We start from the raw sequence: 19,307 nt of genomic DNA, 5'->3' as shown, positions 1-19,307 counted from the left end.
AAATGTGTCATTTTTTAATTTTCGGTAATTAATCACAAAAAATAGCTTTTTTATGTAATACTTCAACTTAAAATTAAATTGATTTATTCTTTAATATATTTAAAAAATACATTTAATATAAATTAATAAATAACATAATTTAAAGAAATATAAAATAAGGGTAAAAATAAAGGCCTCTTTAGAGACCTTTATTAAGTATATTTAAATAATTAAACGCTTAACATACTATTTAAAGTTTCAGAAACGTTTTTAGATTTCACTTTAGGCTGCAATGCCTCTAAAGCTTGTTGTACTTGAGTGCGCTGAGGCTCTGCAAGTGTGTACCAACGTGACAATACCTGTAATAGGCGTGAACCTAAAATCGGGTTCTTCTCATCAAGATATTGTGCAAGATTAATAAAGTGCGCTACACCAAAGCCCCAAGTATTTTCAGGATTATTTGACAAGCCCCCACTTACGGCGCGAATACGGTTTGGCGTCGTGAGGTCATAATCAGGATGTTGAGTGAGATATTCAATCGTCTCAACAGTAGCATTTGGATTTGCTGCCTGAATCATAAACCATTGGTCTAAAGACAATGCTTCATCTTTAAAGCGGTCATAGAAATCAGCTAGGGCATCTTGAGCTTGAGGTGCATTTTGCCAAACCAATACACGTAACGCACCTAAGCGTTCAGACATATTGCCTGTGTTTTGATATTGCACATGTGCTAATTCAAATGCAGTTTGGTCGCCCTGACGAGCCATCATCATCAGCATAATGTTCTTTAATGCACGTACACCCATCGCTAAAGAGAAGTCTTTTTGCTGGTCTGGGTCAAGCGTAAGGTAAGTATCTTTCCAGAATGAACCTAACTCTTGTGCTAAACGATTCAACAAGGCTTCACGTTTTACATGAACATCGGCTGGTGCATAGTTCTGATCGATACGACTACCCAAATAACCTTCACTTGGTACATCAAACAATCGTGATGCTAAAAGTGGGTCGCGGCCAACTAGCTCAGGTAAAGTGCTTTGAATTGCTTGAATGTACGCATCGGCAGAATGGTCTTCTAACAAAATACGTTCAAGCAAGGTTTGAGTTGCTTGCCACTGGTTAAAACCATTTGTTTCGTGTTGAATTAAGAAAGCTAATTCTGCATCGGTATAGTCAAATACAAGATTTACAGGCGCAGAGAAATTACGGAGTAACGAAACAACTGGCTGTTCAGTCACACCTGTAAACTCAATGGTTGCCTCGTCTTGATCAAACAAGTACACGCCATCTTTAACATCATTTACGAATAAGCTGTCACTGTGCAATGTATATTGCTCGCCTGTTTTTGCATTAAATAGCGCTAAAGCCACAGGAATTGGAACAGCTTTTAAATTTGGATATTTAGGATGTGCTTTTAGGCTTTGTTTAAAGCTCAAACGGTAAGTTTGTGCTGCTGCATCGTACTCACCTTTTGCTTCAAGCTTTGGTGTACCGGGTTGGTTATACCAAGTTAAAAATGCAGATAAATCGACACCCGAACCTGCTGATAATGCAGCTACCCAGTCTTCTACAGTTACGGCTTGTCCATCATGACGGCGGAAGTATTCGTCTGTTCCCTTACGGTATTTTTCTTTACCAAGTAAAGTCGACATCATGCGGTTAATTTCCGCACCTTTTTCATAGACTGTCGCTGTATAGAAGTTATTAATTTCTACAAAGTGGTCTGGACGTGGTGGATGCGACAATGGACCTGCATCTTCAGGGAATTGGTGTGATTTAAGTACAGCAACGTCATCAATACGTTGAACCGCAGCAGATTGTAAGTCTTCCGAGAAAGACTGATCACGGAATACCGTTAAGCCTTCTTTTAAACACAGTTGGAACCAGTCACGGCAAGTAATACGGTTCCCTGTCCAGTTATGGAAATATTCATGGGCAATCACCGACTGTACACGCATAATCGCAGCGTCAGTTGTGTATTCTTCATCAGCGAGTACACATGAGGTATTAAAGATGTTTAAACCTTTATTTTCCATTGCCCCCATGTTGAACTGGCTCACCGCAACAATCATATAGTTGTCGAGGTCATACGCACGGCCGTAGTGTTCTTCATCCCAACGCATTGAATGCTTTAAAGCTTCCATTGCGATATGACATTTTGGAATGTCTTTCTCAATGGCATAAATTTCTAAAGCAACATCACGTCCTTCAGAAGTCGTATAGCGATCTTTCAGTAGAGCTAAATCACCAATAACACAAGCGAACAAATAGCTTGGCTTTTTAGTTGGGTCTTGCCAGATTGCAAAGTGACGGTTTTCACCCGCTTCACCTGTTTCAAGCAAGTTACCATTAGCAAGTAATACTGGGTATTTTTTGTCTGCTTCTACACGAGTCGTAAAGACTGAAAGTACATCTGGACGGTCTGGATAGAAGGTAATTTTGCGGAAGCCTTCAGGCTCGTTTTGCGTAACAAACAAATCGCCTGCTTTATATAAACCTTCAAGCTGAGTGTTGGTTTCAGGATGAATAATCACTTGAGTCTGTAAAATGACTTCATCTGGTGCGTTAGTGATCACCAATTGTTCACTATCGAGTAAATATTGTGCAGGAGTAAGCTCTTGACCATTGAGCTGAATAGATTGCAACTCAAGATCACGGCCTAACAGCACCAAGTCTCCAGCAGTTTGACGCTTCATGACTAAAGTTGAATCAACAATTGTTTTATCGTCATAGACTTGAATATCAAGATTAATGGATTCAACCAAGAACGAAGGTTTTTGATAATCTTTTAAATAAACTGTTTGATCTACCTGAACTGGAGGCTGTGCCGCAATATTCATCTTTATTCCTTATATACTTTTCGGAAACCGTAGTACGAATTTTATGAACTTGATCATACACATTCATACATACTGTGTTTGTTTACCTTTATAAAATTAATGGGACTTCATTTATACATTTCAAATTAGAATTTGGTTTTATTAGCACAGATTAGACCAAAATTACGATAATCGTTGTTTATATAATCAATCTATACAATAAAAATAAAACTCCTTTCGCTTTTAACATTTTTTAGGAGCTGCTTACATTTTGGGCATGGTTCTTGCCTTAACTAATATACCAGTATAAGTATTTCAATTAGAACAAGAGGTAGCCACTATGGAATTAAAAACTTATTTACATCGCTTAGAAAATATTAAAGCTATTCATGATCTAGACGCAGCAGGACTCGACCATCATGTGATCGCCGTGTTTTTAACTGCCGAAGGTATTTCAATGACTGCTCAGGAGGTAACCACTATCGTTAATACTTATGACGCATTAGGTAAAGTGAAATTACCAAGCAAAAAAGTACAGGCGCTTATCAATGCTAAAAAACTTGGACAACATGATGAGAGCTTGCCGTGCCCTGTTTAATCTTAACTTTTAACCCCTTATGAAAACCTAAAATCAAAATAAAGATTTTAGGTTTTCTATTTTTGCAGCAAACAAAAATACAATCTCAGCTATCGGCAATGCGGCTGTGTATAATAGGTCAATCATGATTGATTTAAGTGTTCGGAGCGAAATGGCCTTACAAATTCTACAGAAACAGCTAGATGAAAGTAGCCATTGCCCACTCTGCCAAGCTTCAATGTACTGGGTAGATGCCGAACAATTTGAGCAAGACATTCAGTTTCATGAATGCAGTCATTGCCAGCACCGTGTATTTAAAGACACAAAAATGACGTGCCATTGTGACCAATGCACTAAACAAAGAAAAAAGCTTTTACAGCAAACCCGCCTACAAGAACAGCGCCAGTTTAAGTCAAAAGACCAACCTCAGCGCAGTTTGGAGCAACTTAGTTTTTTAAATAAACTTTTTCTGCTTAGCCTGCTTGATGACTATGCACGTGACGATGTTGCACATGACGAATATATTCACTGGGACCAAATAAAATATCAACCTATTACACCCAACTGGATGTTCCAAAACCATCTGATTAAACAGCTTCATAAAGATGGGATTTTAAATGCACAGGATCAATCTGACGAACCACAGTGCTTTTATTTAAACATTCGCCTAGACGGCTATAGTGACCCAAGCTTATTTAGTGTAGCCCAGCAATTACGCCACTGGTTTTATGAAAACTTAAGTCTTGGTATTCCGTTTCGTAGTGCCGATGAAGTGAAAGATGTCCTGTTTCAGGTGCTCTATCAAGAAATTATCCAGTTTATGCAGTTCTACTGCCGAACATGGGGTATTCAAATTGCAGGTAGCTCTAACTTTCAAACTTTTTGCTATCGTTTAATGGACTCATTGGCCATTGGTCAAATTTATTATTTGATTCAAACCGCGCTTGAATATCTTTATAAGCAAAAAGCTCTACAGCCACGTAATGAAAAGTTTATTAATACTAATTTATTAAAGAAAACTTTAGAACAATATCGGGAAAGAGCTTTAGCTGAAAAGTGGGAAACTTCGATGTTGCCACGTCCGTACAATATTCCTTACAGTAAAATGAGCCACATTTTGTTTAACCGCTTTTTAGGTTATGACGAGCAAATTTTTGTACAGCCTGTATGGAAAGCATGGCGGAAAATTGAACCTCGGTTAAACTTTTACTCAGTTAAACGTTGTATGCATTGTGGTTCAAATGATTTAAGTGTTGATTATGATGCAGCAGATTATGTTTCTTTGATTTGCGAAAGATGTAAGCATCAAGACCACTATTTTACCCGTTAAATGTTATCTCTGGCTTAATAAGGATAATCAGATGACTTCAACATCAAACCTCATTGAACAGGTGATTGAAGCTTGGCAAAACATGCAGGCAAAAGCGCCTCTTGTACAATGCATCACCAATATTGTTGCAGCCAACTATACAGCCAATGTATTACTGGCTTCCGGTGCTTCACCTGCGATGATTGATAATCCTTATGAAGCAGAAAGCTTTACCAAGATCTCATCAGCTTTAAGCATTAATTTGGGGACACCTACTTCAGAACAAATGCAAGCCATGCAAATCTCTGCCAAAACAGCACAGCTTAATAATGTTCCTTGGGTACTTGATCCTGTCGGTTATGGACCAATTTTAGCTTGGCGTAGTCAAATGACAAACGAGCTTTTACAGTTCAAGCCAAGCGTTATTCGTGGTAATGCTTCAGAAATCAGTACCCTTGCAGGCAATCAGGTTCAATCTAAAGGTGTAGACAGCACTTTAAGTAGTGATGAAGCTTATCAGCAAGCTGTTTCTCTCTTAACACATGCAAGCTGTATCGCTATTTCAGGAGAGTCAGATTATATATTGTCTCATGAAATAGATGCTGTGATTCAAGTGAACGGCGGAAGTCCTTTACAACCTAAAATTACCGCAACAGGCTGTGCTTTGGGTGCGTTAATTGCAGCATATAGCCCTGTGGCAACACCAACCATTGCTGCTCTTTCAGCTCATGTTCATTTTGCAATTGCAGGTAAACTTGCTGCAAATCAAGCGCAAACCATGGGAAGCTTTAGTAGCATCTTTATGGATTATATCCATATGCTAGATGACAACCTAATTGAACAATATGCAGATATCAAACTTTTAAACATACAGGCATAACCTAAGCTAGGCCTGTATCAGATTAGACTCACTTTAGAAGTAAGTAAATGTCGGTAACAAGGTCGCACTCGTTCACTTCGTGCACAAAGTTGTGATAGTGAAAGAAAACTGGATAATCCCCTGCTTCTTCTGGTTGCTCAGGTAACCAGTTTCTAAAGATGTAATACACGCTATCTTTAATCTGGTCATGGCTACCCAAATGTCTTACGGTTGCATAACGCCCCGCAGGAATTTCACCTGTCTGCACGCCGTAACTATTTTCAGGTACAGCCTTTTCAATTGAACCTGCAATATCAAACCGAAACTCATCAGATGGTGTCTGATCTGGATCAGCAAAAGGAATACCATAAGTTCTAGATTTGGTCACAGGCGACAAACCTGTTTCTTTACGCCAAGCAATAAAACGCGCAGCAGTTTCAAAGACTTTATCTGGACTGCCTAAATGCGACAGATAGGCAATCTTTTCAGCAGGTCGCTCAACAATATTTACATTCATTTTTAGCTCACTTTTTGGAATCGTAAAAACAAACTTCTGGTGCCAAGATTCCCAGTCTGGTTTATCTCTAAAAGCCCGAGGAGTTTGATCAAATGAACGCTTAAATGCACGAGTAAATGCCTCGGGACTGTCAAACCCTGCTTGTAATGCAATCTCAATAATCTTGAGATCGGGTTCAAAAGCCAGTTGAAAAGAGGCCCGTTTTAAACGAGAAAGTTGAATAAACTTCATTACATTTAAACCAATATGAATGGCAAAAATGCGATGAAAATGAAACTTAGATAAGGTCGCAATCTGGCTCAATCGGTCAACATCTAAATCTTCATCTAAATGTCTTTGAATATAATCGCAAACCAGTTGCAGCTTTTGTGTATATACAGCCATACTTTTATGTCTGTTCATTCGATAGCACTACTTTTACATAGTGCTGATCTCTATTCTTGATCGAAATTGCGCTTTTTATAGTTATACAACTTGCTTGAAATAATCTTCTCTTGGCATATCAACAAGTTCAACACACAATTGAATTTCTTTATTAAACCCTTGTTGTAAATATTTTTTGTTGCTAAGCGCCGCTAATAACTGCTCACCCATAAGCTGTTTTTGTTCAGCCGTTCTTCCCGACAAAATATAAACTTTTACATGAATATAAGCCTGTTCTAGTCCCAAACCAATTAGGAAAACATCATCTTTACGCGCACGGCTTTTAATGTCTTCTGGGCTAAACAACTCTGTTTTAATGAGCGTTGTATTAATTTCTTCAAGTAATTGTTTTGCATTTAATCCAGTTAAGTTATCTGAATAATCAACTACAATGTGCGGCATAGCCACCTCAATTTATGTAATAAGTAATTAAGCTAATTAAACTTTACTCAATAAATAATAAAGCTAATCGAACCTGATCATATCCCATTCGAGGACTGGTTGCTTCAACAATTGGTCTTAGTTTGATCGAACCATCATCAGAAAAATGATCTGGATTCTGACGTTTTTTCAATTTCTTATAAATTTTACGGACTTCTTCAACCACTTCTTCACCCGGATGGGCAACTGAAATATCCAGCTTTTGTTCTTTATGAAGTCGAGCCAAATGGTTAATAATCGTCGCTGGTGTCAGACCACGCTCATGCGCGATGTCTTCAATTTCGTAGCCTTCTTCAAACAATGCACGAGTTTCATCTAGCGTTGCCGTAGCGTAATTTTGCTTGCCACCTTTTGCGAGTTTCTTCTCATTACGAGAAATCTCAGTTTCATTTAAGGTGCCGCCACAGTGACGAATAAACGCTTTGTGCTGAGCCGTTAAATCTACATCTGCAAAGTTATCTTCGGCTTCAGCCGATAACTCCTGAAAACGGCGATCCGCTTTGACCGCTAAACTATCTAACTCTAAAGCTTGTTCATTAATACCTAATAACTTTAATCCAGTTAAAGATTTTAAGCGCGACAATGCTACATAACCCTGACCTTTTTCGAAGGTATTCGTGAGGTTAATTTCTGCAGCTTCTAAAGTCATACCCTGACTTTTATGAATAGTAATCGCCCACGCTAAACGAAGCGGAATTTGCTGAAAACTTGCAATCACTTTGCCTGCTTCATTTTCAACCGACCATGTTTCAGGGGCAACGAGCAATGTCGTGCCATCGGTTAGTTTTACTTTCGGCAGTAAGCCATTTTCGTCATCTTCTTCAAAGCCGATAACTTCACCCAAGCTTCCATTGATATATCCCATATCAAAGTTGTTTTTGACAAACATGACTTTGGCATGCTTTTTCAGTGTGAGTTCTTCTGGTGCGCGTACCGAGGATTTTAAAGTTTCTACCAGTTTCTCATTACCATCCAAAACGGCATTAAATTGATGCCCTTCATTATCAATTTCATTTAAATGCTGATAATTGATATTGTCGACATCCATATTGTGCGTATAAAGACGAGTAAAGGTCTCACCAATATCATGCGAACGCGATTGACGTAATGCGTGTAAATGATCTGCTTGAATATTTTGCGCACGGATGGCATTTAAAATCTGATTTAGAATTTCATCGTCTTGACGGTGTTGTTCTGTTAAATAACATACGCGGAATTTGGCTTCGACCCATGCATCAGACATAAAACAGAACTTGTCACGATTAGCTTCACCATTACGTCCTACAGGTGGTAACTGGAAGAAATCTCCAGCCACAATGACTTGAATGCCACCAAATGCCTCATCGCTTTCTTTAAAATATTTTAGAACCTGATTGACCAGATTAAGCTGCTTTGCATGCAACATTGAGATTTCATCGATGACAAGAACTTGCGCATTTTCAAGGTGTTCCTTGAGGTATTTACGCTCTTTCATACGCTTTAGGTCATCGTCAGTTAACTGATCTTTAATGCCGATGCCCGCCCACGTATGAATGGTCATGCCGTTCATATGCGTTGCCGCAATACCTGTAGACGCCGTAATTGCCACAGGCACTTTACGTGCTTTTAGGTATTGGATGTACTGATTAAGTGTATAGGTCTTCCCTGCACCAGCCGAACCGGTTAAAAAAACATTTTCACCTGCTTTGAGCAGTTTAAGCGCAGTTTCCTGTTTCATAATCTCATATGTACATCTTCAACAGCCCATAGCTTAACGATTTTCCCGAAAAAATTAAATGAATGTGCCAAATTTTATATAAAGTCATTAAAAATCAATAATTAAATCCCAAGTAATATTTGGTAGGTTTTTGGTAGGTAGGAAAATAATCTTCAGATCACAATACTAAGCCCATGGTGAGGCTCACCTGTAATAACAAACAATGAATTTATGGAAGAAGGAATCACTCCATGGCTTTTAAAAATATTGCAGATCAAACAAACGGTTTTTACATTCCTTGCGTATCACTCTTTGGACCAGGATGTGCCAAAGAAATTGGTACGAAGGCGCAAAACCTCGGCGCAAAAAAAGCATTAATTGTGACCGATGAAGGCTTATTTAAATTTGGCGTTGCAGACCTTATCGCAAACTATTTAACCGAAGCAGGCGTTGCGAGCCATATTTTCCCGGGTGCAGAACCTAACCCAACCGATATTAATGTTCATAATGGCGTGAAAGCCTATAACGAAAATGGCTGTGACTTTATTGTCTCTCTAGGTGGTGGATCATCTCACGACTGCGCAAAAGGTATTGGCCTAGTTACCGCTGGCGGTGGCCATATTCGTGACTACGAAGGTATTGATAAAAGTAAAGTACCAATGACACCACTGATTGCAGTAAATACAACGGCTGGTACTGCATCTGAAATGACTCGTTTCTGTATTATTACCAATACAGACACCCACGTAAAAATGGCAATTGTCGACTGGCGTTGTACCCCACTGATTGCCATTGATGACCCGAAACTCATGATCGCAAAACCGGCTGGTTTAACAGCGGCAACAGGTATGGACGCGTTAACTCATGCAGTTGAAGCATATGTTTCTACGGCGGCAAACCCGATTACTGATGCGTGTGCAGAAAAAGCGATTACGATGATTAGCCAGTGGCTCCAACCTGCTGTCGCAAATGGTGAAAACATCGAAGCGCGTGATGCAATGAGCTACGCACAATACTTGGCTGGTATGGCATTTAACAACGCGTCATTAGGCTATGTTCATGCAATGGCGCACCAGTTAGGCGGTTTCTACAACCTACCTCACGGTGTATGTAACGCAATCTTGTTACCACACGTTTGTGAATTTAACTTAATTGCTTGCCCAGATCGTTACGCAAAAATCGCAGAGTTAATGGGTGTAAATACTCACGGACTCACCATAACAGAAGCTGCCTATGCTGCAATTGATGCCATTCGCAAACTGTCTTCATCAATTGGTATTCCATCTGGCTTAACCGAGCTTGGTGTAAAAACTGAAGACCTTGCGGTGATGGCAGATAATGCTCAAAAAGATGCATGTATGCTCACCAACCCTCGTAAAGCAAATCATGCACAAGTTGTGGAGATTTTCAAAGCAGCACTCTAATACTGATGTAATGGCATGTCCCTCTAGTAAGTCAAATCCCTCCGACCGTTGACTTACTTTTTTGGGGAATACTTAGCTCCAGCGGTATTCCCTTTTTTTAGAACCTATACTCCAACCTTCTATAAACCTGATTGACAATTTGCCCATTTCATTGAAGGATACTCAGCATGTCTTAATTACAATAGCTCGATAAAAATGAATACATCTTCAGCTAATCAAACTTATGTCCCAGATATTTTAGGTGCTGGCTACGAACAGCTCACACTTAGTTTTCCTGATGATTATGAAGGGAAAGTTGTAGCTACATTAGTCCGTAAAAAAGCCGCTCAATCGACTCAAAAAGCCGTACTTTATATTCATGGTTTTCTAGATTATTTCTTTCAAACCGAAATGGCTGAGCAATTCAATGCTCATGGTTACGACTTCTATGCACTTGATTTAAGAAAATATGGCCGCTCAAAGCTGCCTCATCAAATTTTCTATAATGTGCTTGATTTAAATGAATACGACGCCGAAATTACTCAAGCATTAGAGATTATTGGCGAAGAACAACACACCCAAGTCTTGCTTGCAGGCCACTCTACTGGTGGCTTAACGGCGACGCTTTATGCAGCCCATCACCCGAATCATCCACTCATTAAAGCACTATGGGCGAATAGTCCGTTTTACGACTTTAATTTAAGTTTAGTCGAAAAGAAATTTGGTATCCCTGTACTCAGTCGAGTAGGAAAATATCTACCAAAAGTTAAATTCCCAAGCCAATTAAACAAATGGTATACCACCAGTCTTCACAAGCAGCTCAAAGGTGAATGGGACTTTAATCTTGACTGGAAACCGACCTCTGCCCCTACAGTTCAACTCAGCTTTGTACATGCAATTCATACGGCACAAAAAGAAATTCACCGCGGGGTTAAACTCAATGTTCCCGCACTGATTATGCATTCTCATCAGACTAAAAACCCTAAAAAATGGGGGCCCGATGCGACTCAAAGTGACGTGATTTTAGATGTTAAAGACATTGAGAAACATGGTAAAAAAATTAAAGGTGATGTCTCTGTAGTTTCTATTCACAATGGATTGCATGACTTAGTCCTTTCAGCCCAGCCAGTACGGGAACAAGTCTATCAACAATTGTTCCAGTGGCTAGATCAAAAAATCACTTAACTGAGCTTAGGTGAGTCAAGGTATTTCACCAGCAGTTGATGCGCAGGATGTTCACTCGGTAAGAGTTCCATCAGACGTTCTACCGCATCGATTGCTTCAGGGAAATGAGCTAAATGCTTGAGTAATAAATCCGTTTCTTGGGTTTTAAAAATCGCATCGCTCAAGCGTGATTCGAGGCAGTCGCGCCATGCACATAAAAATGGACTTTCCGTTTTTGCTAGAAATACGCCTGTGTAAAGCTGCAAAGCCGAGGCCGCATATCCCGCATCGAGCGCTTGTTCAGCTTGTAAAAAATCGGCTTCAACATGCACCAGCAAACGATATGGACGTGAACCAAGTAAACCACCCAAAATATCTCGTAGTTGAGACATTTCAGCTTTAAGTGTGCCCATGCTGACTTTACGTTCGCCATAGAGCGCCTGATAAAGATGCTCTAAAGTTAAGCCATGTGGACATAAGGCCAATATGGTTAAAATTTCAATTTGACGCGGCGTTAATAACAGACTTTTGCCATTAAATTTAACTTGTGGCGTCGAAAAAGCACGAATATGTAACTGCTGGCGCTGTTGCTCTAGCAAAGCAGATTGAATAATGGATGCACAACGTTCGGCAGCCAATATTCCTAAACTATTATGATTCTTCCATGTAGTTGATAAATCAACGACACCAAGAGTTTGTTTCGAGTATGGATCGATAATCGGTGCGGCATAGCAAACCCATTCATGAATCGATTCCATATAATGTTCATTTGAAAAAACACAGCTTGATTGTTGAGTTTTTAAGGATAAAGCCAAGGCATTTGTGCCCACAAATTCTTCACGCCACTGACCACCCTGCACAAAATGTACACGTTCAGCAGCACTTTGCATTTGAGCACTTGGAGCAGTCCAGATAATGGTACTGCCGATATCACCGACAGCAATCACCATTGAAGATTGCTCTGCAATATGACGTAAATCATCGGCACATTGGCTTAAAGCCATATCTAAAGCATTTTGTGAAGCAGTTTTTTTCTCGACTAATGGAGCCGCAAAACGCTCTTTAGGAATCGCAGCAGAAGCTGATCGTTCCCACGAGCTTGCAATACTTTGGCCGAGTTTGGCAGCGTTTTGAGGAGAGAGACTATTTTGCGTGCGCAGTTGATCAATCAACGTCCGTTGCTGCAATAAATCCTTTTTTGTGAACATTTGTAAATTCCTTATATATCCACATTTCTATTCCAACCTTTCTCCAACCTTCTTCTTTATATCCTAATTATACAAAGTACGAAAGTACCTACTGACAGGGTTCTTGTTAGTCTTTAGTCCTAAAAAGCAAAGGAATATTTATATGCGCTATATCGATCCAAATCAACCAGGCTCAAAAGTTCAATTTAAATCACAATACGAAAATTTTATTGGCGGTGAATGGGTTGCACCTGTAAAGGGTGCGTATTTTGACAATGTATCTCCTGTTGACGGAAAAGCTTTTACACGTATTCCACGCTCTAGTGCCGAAGATATTGAGCTCGCTCTAGATGCAGCGCACAAAGCAAAAGCGACATGGAATAAAGCATCACCAACGGTACGCTCAAATATCCTTTTAAAAATTGCTGATCGTTTAGAAGCAAATCTTGAAATGCTTGCTGTTGCAGAAACTTGGGATAACGGTAAAGCAGTGCGTGAAACTTTAGCAGCCGACCTTCCACTTGCGATTGACCATTTCCGTTATTTCGCTGGATGTATTCGTGCTCAAGAAGGTGGCATCTCTGAAATTGACGAAGATACCATTGCCTATCACTTCCACGAACCACTCGGTGTAGTTGGTCAAATCATTCCGTGGAATTTTCCGATTTTGATGGCAGCATGGAAACTTGCACCTGCTTTAGCAGCTGGTAACTGTGTTGTGATTAAGCCAGCTGAGCAAACTCCAGTGGGTATCTTGCTGGTGGCTGAACTGATCCAAGACATTTTACCGCCGGGTGTCCTTAATATTGTCAATGGTTTCGGTTCAGAAGTCGGCCGTCCTTTAGCGACAAACCCACGTATTGCAAAAATCGCATTCACAGGTTCAACTCAAACTGGACAAATGGTGATGCAATATGCGACTGAAAATATTATTCCAGTTACCTTAGAACTTGGCGGTAAGTCACCAAACCTTTTCTTTGAAGATATCATGGATAAAGAAGATGACTTCCTAGAAAAAACGCTTGAAGGTTTCGCCATGTTTGCCTTAAACCAAGGTGAAGTATGTACTTGCCCTTCTCGCGCTTTAGTACAAGAAAGCATTGCTGATCAGTTCTTAGAAATGGCTGTCGAGCGTGTAAAACGTATTAAAACTGGTCATCCACTTGATACTGAAACGATGATTGGTGCTCAAGCATCTCTACAACAACAAGAGAAAATTTTACGTTGTATTAACACTGGTCGTGAAGAAGGTGCAGAACTCTTACTTGGCGGTAGCGGCCGTAAAGAAGTAGGCGATGGTTACTATGTTGATCCGACTATTTTTAAAGGTCACAATGGCATGCAAGTTTTCCAAGAAGAAATTTTTGGACCTGTACTTGCTGTGACAACGTTCAAAGACTTTGACGATGCAATTAAAATTGCCAATGACACCATGTATGGTTTAGGTGCAGGTGTATGGTCACGTTCAGCTCACATTTCTTATCGTGCGGGTCGTGCTATTGAAGCTGGCCGTGTTTGGACAAACTGCTATAACATCTACCCTGCACATGCTGCATTTGGTGGCTACAAGAAGTCTGGTATTGGCCGTGAAAACCATAAGATGATGTTAGATCATTATCAACAAACTAAAAACTTGCTAGTGAGTTATTCAACTAAACCAATGGGCTTCTTCTAAGTTTCGCACCAAGTTGATACCAAACTATCAACACTAGAAAGAAGTAAGATGACTAATTATATAAGAAGCCAGTAATTTAGATTGCTGGCTTCTTTATTTCCGATTGTTAAGCTTGAATTTTTATCATTTAGAATAAAAAAACTCCATCTACTCTCTGAAGTGCTTCATTTAGGCATTGCTTTTGCATTGATTCATACAAACCCACTCGCAGGAGTATTGTATGAATCAACCAGAAACAGCTTCCGTCATTTCTTCAAGCACAGAAGTCTCATCAGCAGAATATTTTGCTCAGCGTCAACTCAAACAAGGTACGGTTGGTTGGTTACTCCTGATTGGTTTAGGCGTAGCTTATGTGATATCGGGTGATTTTGCTGGCTGGAACTTCGGTATTGCTCAAGGTGGTTGGGGTGGCATGTTTATTGCCACTGCACTCGCTGCGCTTATGTACTTATGTCTGTGTCTTTCTATGTCGGAAATGTCCACCATGATGCCTACAGCAGGTGGCGGTTATAGTTTTGCACGTGCTGCCTTTGGCCCTTTTGGTGGCTATTTAACAGGAACAGCCATTTTAATTGAATACGCAATTGCCCCTGCGGCGATTGCCGTATTTATTGGTGGTTATTGCGAATCTCTATTTGGCATTAATGGCTGGATGATTTACCTCGCCTGCTACGCTATTTTTATGGGCATACATCTGAAAGGTGCTGGCGAAGCCTTAAAAATTATGTTCGCAATTACCCTTGTCGCAGCTGTTGCTCTGGTTGTGTTTATTGTGGCAATGGTTCCACATTTTAATACACAAAACCTGTTAGATATTCCTGTTGGCACAGCAGCTGGTGCAAGTCATTTTCTACCTCATGGCTATTTAGGCATCTGGGCCGCAGTTCCCTTTGCGATCTGGTTTTTCCTTGCAGTTGAAGGTGTGCCATTAGCAGCCGAAGAAGCGAAAGATCCAGCTAAATCTCTCCCACGCGGTCTAATCGGTGCAATGCTCATATTAACGGCGTTTGCCATGCTCATTTTATTCTTGGGTGCGGGCGCAGCTGGTGCAAGTACTTTGCAAAACTCAGGCGCTCCCCTCGTCGATGCTCTGGTTAAAGTTTATGGCACCAACACTTGGCTTGCGACTTTCGTAAACTTTGTAGGTTTAGCAGGTTTAATCGCAAGTTTTTTTTCAATTATCTATGCCTATTCGCGTCAAATCTTTGCACTCTCTCGTGCTGGCTACTTACCTACTTCACTCTCGTTAACCAATAAAAATAAAGCCCCTTATCTCGCAATTATTATTCCGGGCATTATTGGGTTCTTGCTTTCACTTACCAAAGAAGGTGATTCACTGATTTTAATCGCGGTTTTTGGTGCCACCATTTCCTATGTGTTGATTCTTTTATCCCACATCAAACTACGCCTATCTAAACCAGATATGCCTCGTCCTTATAAAACTCCTGGAGGAATCGTTACTTCAAGTATTGCCTTAGTTCTAGCAGTCGCTGCTGTCGTTGCGGGCTTTGTTGTTAATCCGAAAGTTTGGTTTATTGCTGCCGCTATTTATGTCGTATTTATTGCTTACTTTTTATTCTATAGCCGTTATCATTTAGTGAAAGGTACACCAGAAGAAGAGTTTGCAAATATTAAAGCCGCAGAACAAGAACTATAAAAAAGGATGTAAATATGAGTTATCGCAATATTGTCGCCAATCAACAGTATCACTTTGCTGATTTGAAGACCTTGATGGCGAAAGCTACGCCGCTACGTTCAGGAGATGAATTAGCAGGTATAGCTGCCAGAGATGCAACCGAGCATGTTGCGGCACAAATGACTTTGGTCGATGTACCACTTAAAACCTTTTTAAATGAGGTTGTGGTGGATTACGAAACCGATGAAATTACACGACTGATTATTGATGAACATGATCTGGCAGCCTTTGCCCCTATTTCACACTTTACAGTAGGTGATTTCCGAAATTGGTTACTTGGAGAAGAAGCAACTGCCCAAAGTTTAAAAGCATTAGCATCAGGTTTAACTCCAGAAATGGTAGCTGCTGTCAGCAAAATTATGCGCAATCAAGATTTAATTTATGTCGCCAGCAAATGTGAAGTAGTTACCCAGTTTCGTAACACAATTGGTTTAAAAGGCCATCTTTCTACCCGTTTACAACCGAACCATCCTACGGATGATGTGCTTGGTATTTCTGCCAGTATTTTAGATGGTTTGATGTATGGCAATGGTGATGCCGTGATTGGCATTAACCCCGCCACAGATAACCTACATAATTTGTCAGAGCTACTAAAACTACTTGACCATGTCATTCAGGAATATCAAATTCCAACACAATCTTGTGTACTTACCCATATCAGCTCAGGCATTCAACTGGCTGAAAAAAATGTGCCAATTGATTTAATGTTTCAATCAATCGCTGGTACCCAACTGGCAAACGAAGGATTTGGAATTTCACTCGATTTACTACAAGAAGGATATGAAGCCACACTCGCACTCAAGCGTGGAACCATTGGACAAAATGTTATGTACTTTGAAACGGGTCAAGGCAGTGCCTTATCCAGCAATGCACATCACGGCGTTGATCAGCAAACATTAGAAACGCGTGCTTATGCAGTAGCTCGTAAATACAATCCGCTTTTAGTGAATACAGTCGTTGGCTTTATTGGTCCCGAATATCTTTTTAACGGTAAACAAATTATACGTGCAGGACTAGAAGACCACTTCTGCGGCAAGTTACTTGGTGTGCCAATGGGCTGCGACATTTGTTACACCAACCATGCCGATGCTGACCAAAATGATATGGATGTTCTACTTACTCTGTTTGGCGCTGCGGGCATTAACTTCATTATGGGAATTCCAGGTTCAGATGATGTCATGCTCAATTATCAAACGACCTCGTTCCATGATGCCCTCTATTTAAGGCAACTCCTCGGTTTAAAACCCGCTCCTGAGTTTTCAGCTTGGCTTGAACAGCAAGGTATTTTTAAACAGCAAAACTCTCAAATTTGTTGGGCAGACCACATGCCTGACCAATTCTCTCGTCTGCTCATGAACTAGGGAGAACACCATGAAACTGAACCATGATATTCAATATCCATCTTCTACCCACCAAGATCAGTGGGAAAAACTCAAACAGTTTACCGATGCCCGTATTGCTCTGGGCCGTGCAGGTTGTAGCATCCCCACACAAGCCTTACTTGAGTTCCAGTTGTCTCATGCGCAAGCAAAAGATGCGGTTTATCAAGACATGGATATTTCCTATTTATCTGAACAATTAGCGCAAAGACAGCTGCAAAGTCTTCATGTCCACAGCAACGCACCTAATAAGGAAATCTATCTTAAACGTCCAGATTTAGGTCGTCAGCTTTCAAACCTATCAAAAGAAGCCTTAATTAAGAAGTATGCAGAAAATCCGCAACAATATGATGTTTGTATTGTGGTCGGTGATGGACTCTCAGCAAGAGCGATTGAAGCGAATGCTATTCCATTCATTACCGCGCTAAATGAGCAAGTTCAACAAGAAAACTGGACTCTTGCACCCATTGCACTGGCAACAGGTAGTCGGGTTGCTTTAGGTGATGAAGTTGCTGAGATCTTTAAGGCATCCATGCTAGTGATGCTGATTGGTGAGCGTCCTGGTTTAAGCTCTCCAGATAGTATGGGAATTTACTACACGTGGAATGCATATTCAGGCTGTCTTGATGCAAAACGAAACTGTATTTCCAATGTACGCTCAGCAGGCTTAAGTATTCCTGTTGCAGTACAACGGTTAATCGCACTCATGAAAAAATCAAAACAACTTGGCTTTTCAGGTGTTAATTTAAAAGATGAGCATCAACTTGCAAATATAGGCCTTGAGACAACTCAAAAGCTATTATTTTAAAAGATGGAATATGCAAACAGACTCACTCAAAATAGGTAATCGTTTGCATAACAGCATTATCTTAACGAAAAATATCAATTTTCAGGTATTGACGATTTATATGGATATTTTCTTCTTTATATTTATCGCTATACTCCACCTATTGATCTTCTATGAATCATTTGTATGAACACAACAAACGCCTTCCCTAAAACTATTTATGCCATTCAGCATCTTGCTTTCGAAGACTTAGGTTCATTAGAAGATGTCTTTTATCAACTTGGCTTTCGCGTCCGTTATTTTGAAGCGGGTGTTGATGATTTAACAGCTGCTTTTGCACACGATGGATTAACTATTATTTTAGGTGGCCCAATCGGGGTTTATGAAACTGAAGATTATCCATTTTTAAAAGATGAAATTGCTTTACTTAAACAACGTTTAGCAGCGGATAAACCTACACTTGGTATTTGTTTGGGTGCACAGTTAATTGCTCATGCACTTGGTGCCAAAGTGTATGCTGGTCATCAAAAAGAAATCGGTTGGAGTCCACTCAGCTTAAGTTTACGTCCTAACCAGGTATTATCTCCTTTGCTTAATAATGTTCATGTTTTACATTGGCATGGTGATACTTTCGATCTTCCTGAAAATGCTGCCCTTTTGGCTAGCTCAGATATTTATACCAATCAAGCCTTTGAAGTCGGTAATAATATTCTGGCTTTACAGTTTCACATTGAAACGACTCAAGAAAATTTTGAAAAATGGCTCATTGGTCATACATGTGAACTTCGCCATGCCGGAATTTCAATTCCTAAATTGCGCGAGCAAAATATCGAATATGCATCTGCACTTGAACAAGCTGCATTTGAAGTAATTCAAAAATTCTTGAAAAGAATTGGTTATAGTGCATAAATGAACAGTTTCTAATCTGCATCGAATATAGCTTTTTATCATCTCGCATTTTTTGATTATTTTTTAAACAAAAAAGCTTTATATTTTATTTTTAGAAACATTTCAGAAAAATTTCAGTGTATTATTAATTTGTAACATAAAATATACGCTGATTTACTATGGATATCTGGAAGTTTATTAAAAGCTTTAATACGGTCAATACTTATTTAATGCTTTCAAGTATGCTTCTCATACTATTAGTTCTTTATTTTTATGTGATTAATCCTACCTAAGCTCTTTTGCCAAGGAAGTGGAATCATAAAGAAAAAGAATATTATGAGAAGACCTCCGAATAAAAAGCCCAACCTTACAGTTGGGCTTTTTTGATATCTGCTGTTTACTCACAACATGTTGCTCGTCTTGCGAAAAAGTAAGAGATAATCAATCTCGACTATCTACTCACAACATGTTGCTCGTCTTGCGAAAAAGTAAGAGATAATCAATCTCGACT

General features: G+C 39.8%; 15 protein-coding genes. 10 read left to right on the top strand and 5 right to left on the bottom strand.

Features of this window, described 5'->3' with window-relative positions; genetic code table 11:
* Positions 1-209: 209 nt before the first annotated feature.
* Positions 210-2,816 (bottom strand): aminopeptidase N, encoded by a 2,607-nt coding sequence (gene pepN, locus RMA95_RS10995; RefSeq protein WP_311070550.1) that lies wholly within the window; start codon positions 2,814-2,816, stop codon positions 210-212.
* Between the two features lie 319 nt (positions 2,817-3,135).
* On the opposite strand from pepN, the gene RMA95_RS10990 reads away from it, so the two are divergent.
* The 3 genes from RMA95_RS10990 (at position 3,136) to thiM (ending at position 5,561) form a co-directional block, all read left to right on the top strand.
* Positions 3,136-3,393, top strand: coding sequence for a hypothetical protein (locus RMA95_RS10990; RefSeq protein WP_004700972.1), 258 nt, complete (start codon positions 3,136-3,138; stop codon positions 3,391-3,393).
* A 151-nt stretch (positions 3,394-3,544) separates the two neighbouring features.
* Positions 3,545-4,702, top strand: coding sequence for a hypothetical protein (locus tag RMA95_RS10985; protein ID WP_311070547.1), 1,158 nt, complete (start codon positions 3,545-3,547; stop codon positions 4,700-4,702).
* A gap of 31 nt (positions 4,703-4,733) precedes the next feature.
* Positions 4,734-5,561 (top strand): hydroxyethylthiazole kinase, encoded by an 828-nt coding sequence (gene thiM / locus RMA95_RS10980; protein WP_311070546.1) that lies wholly within the window; start codon positions 4,734-4,736, stop codon positions 5,559-5,561.
* 28 nt (positions 5,562-5,589) lie between these two features.
* Here the strand turns inward: thiM and RMA95_RS10975 are convergent, their stop codons facing one another.
* The 3 genes from RMA95_RS10975 to RMA95_RS10965 all read right to left on the bottom strand — a co-directional run bounded on the left by RMA95_RS10975 (position 5,590) and on the right by RMA95_RS10965 (position 8,638).
* Positions 5,590-6,441, bottom strand: coding sequence for an AraC family transcriptional regulator (locus RMA95_RS10975; protein ID WP_311072254.1), 852 nt, complete (start codon positions 6,439-6,441; stop codon positions 5,590-5,592).
* An 81-nt stretch (positions 6,442-6,522) separates the two neighbouring features.
* Positions 6,523-6,882, bottom strand: coding sequence for a 5-carboxymethyl-2-hydroxymuconate Delta-isomerase (locus RMA95_RS10970; RefSeq protein WP_311070543.1), 360 nt, complete (start codon positions 6,880-6,882; stop codon positions 6,523-6,525).
* Positions 6,883-6,925: 43 nt separating this feature from the next.
* Entirely contained in the window at positions 6,926-8,638 is a 1,713-nt protein-coding gene (locus RMA95_RS10965; protein ID WP_311070542.1) for an AAA family ATPase, read from the bottom strand.
* 230 nt (positions 8,639-8,868) lie between these two features.
* Here RMA95_RS10965 and RMA95_RS10960 point away from each other — a divergent pair, with 230 nt between their 5' ends.
* Positions 8,869-10,041, top strand: coding sequence for an iron-containing alcohol dehydrogenase (locus RMA95_RS10960; protein ID WP_311070540.1), 1,173 nt, complete (start codon positions 8,869-8,871; stop codon positions 10,039-10,041).
* A gap of 195 nt (positions 10,042-10,236) precedes the next feature.
* Positions 10,237-11,205 carry an alpha/beta hydrolase gene (locus RMA95_RS10955; RefSeq protein ID WP_107972129.1) on the top strand — a complete coding sequence of 323 codons (969 nt, stop codon included), beginning with the start codon at positions 10,237-10,239 and terminating at the stop codon, positions 11,203-11,205.
* Here RMA95_RS10955 and RMA95_RS10950 read toward each other — a convergent pair.
* Complete coding sequence (locus RMA95_RS10950) at positions 11,202-12,392, bottom strand: helix-turn-helix domain-containing protein (RefSeq protein ID WP_068613364.1); 1,191 nt, start codon at positions 12,390-12,392, stop codon at positions 11,202-11,204. The genes RMA95_RS10955 and RMA95_RS10950 overlap by 4 nt on opposite strands.
* 142 nt (positions 12,393-12,534) lie before the next feature.
* On the opposite strand from RMA95_RS10950, the gene RMA95_RS10945 reads away from it, so the two are divergent.
* The 5 genes from RMA95_RS10945 (at position 12,535) to RMA95_RS10925 (ending at position 18,817) form a co-directional block, all read left to right on the top strand.
* Complete coding sequence (locus RMA95_RS10945; protein ID WP_004791594.1) at positions 12,535-14,046, top strand: aldehyde dehydrogenase family protein; 1,512 nt, start codon at positions 12,535-12,537, stop codon at positions 14,044-14,046.
* A gap of 220 nt (positions 14,047-14,266) precedes the next feature.
* Entirely contained in the window at positions 14,267-15,703 is a 1,437-nt protein-coding gene (gene eat / locus RMA95_RS10940; RefSeq protein ID WP_311070536.1) for an ethanolamine permease, read from the top strand.
* Between the two features lie 14 nt (positions 15,704-15,717).
* Positions 15,718-17,103 carry an ethanolamine ammonia-lyase subunit EutB gene (locus RMA95_RS10935; protein WP_311070534.1) on the top strand — a complete coding sequence of 462 codons (1,386 nt, stop codon included), beginning with the start codon at positions 15,718-15,720 and terminating at the stop codon, positions 17,101-17,103.
* Between the two features lie 10 nt (positions 17,104-17,113).
* Complete coding sequence (gene eutC / locus RMA95_RS10930; protein WP_311070532.1) at positions 17,114-17,929, top strand: ethanolamine ammonia-lyase subunit EutC; 816 nt, start codon at positions 17,114-17,116, stop codon at positions 17,927-17,929.
* A gap of 165 nt (positions 17,930-18,094) precedes the next feature.
* Positions 18,095-18,817, top strand: coding sequence for a glutamine amidotransferase (locus RMA95_RS10925; protein WP_311070530.1), 723 nt, complete (start codon positions 18,095-18,097; stop codon positions 18,815-18,817).
* Positions 18,818-19,307: the final 490 nt, after the last annotated feature.

Origin of the sequence: Acinetobacter sp. V110_1 (assembly GCF_031798975.1) — a bacterium.
Classification (GTDB): Bacteria; Pseudomonadota; Gammaproteobacteria; order Pseudomonadales; family Moraxellaceae; genus Acinetobacter; species Acinetobacter nosocomialis_A.
The sequence above is the reverse complement of the archived record's forward strand: the minus strand, read 5'-3'. Positions and strand labels throughout refer to the sequence as shown.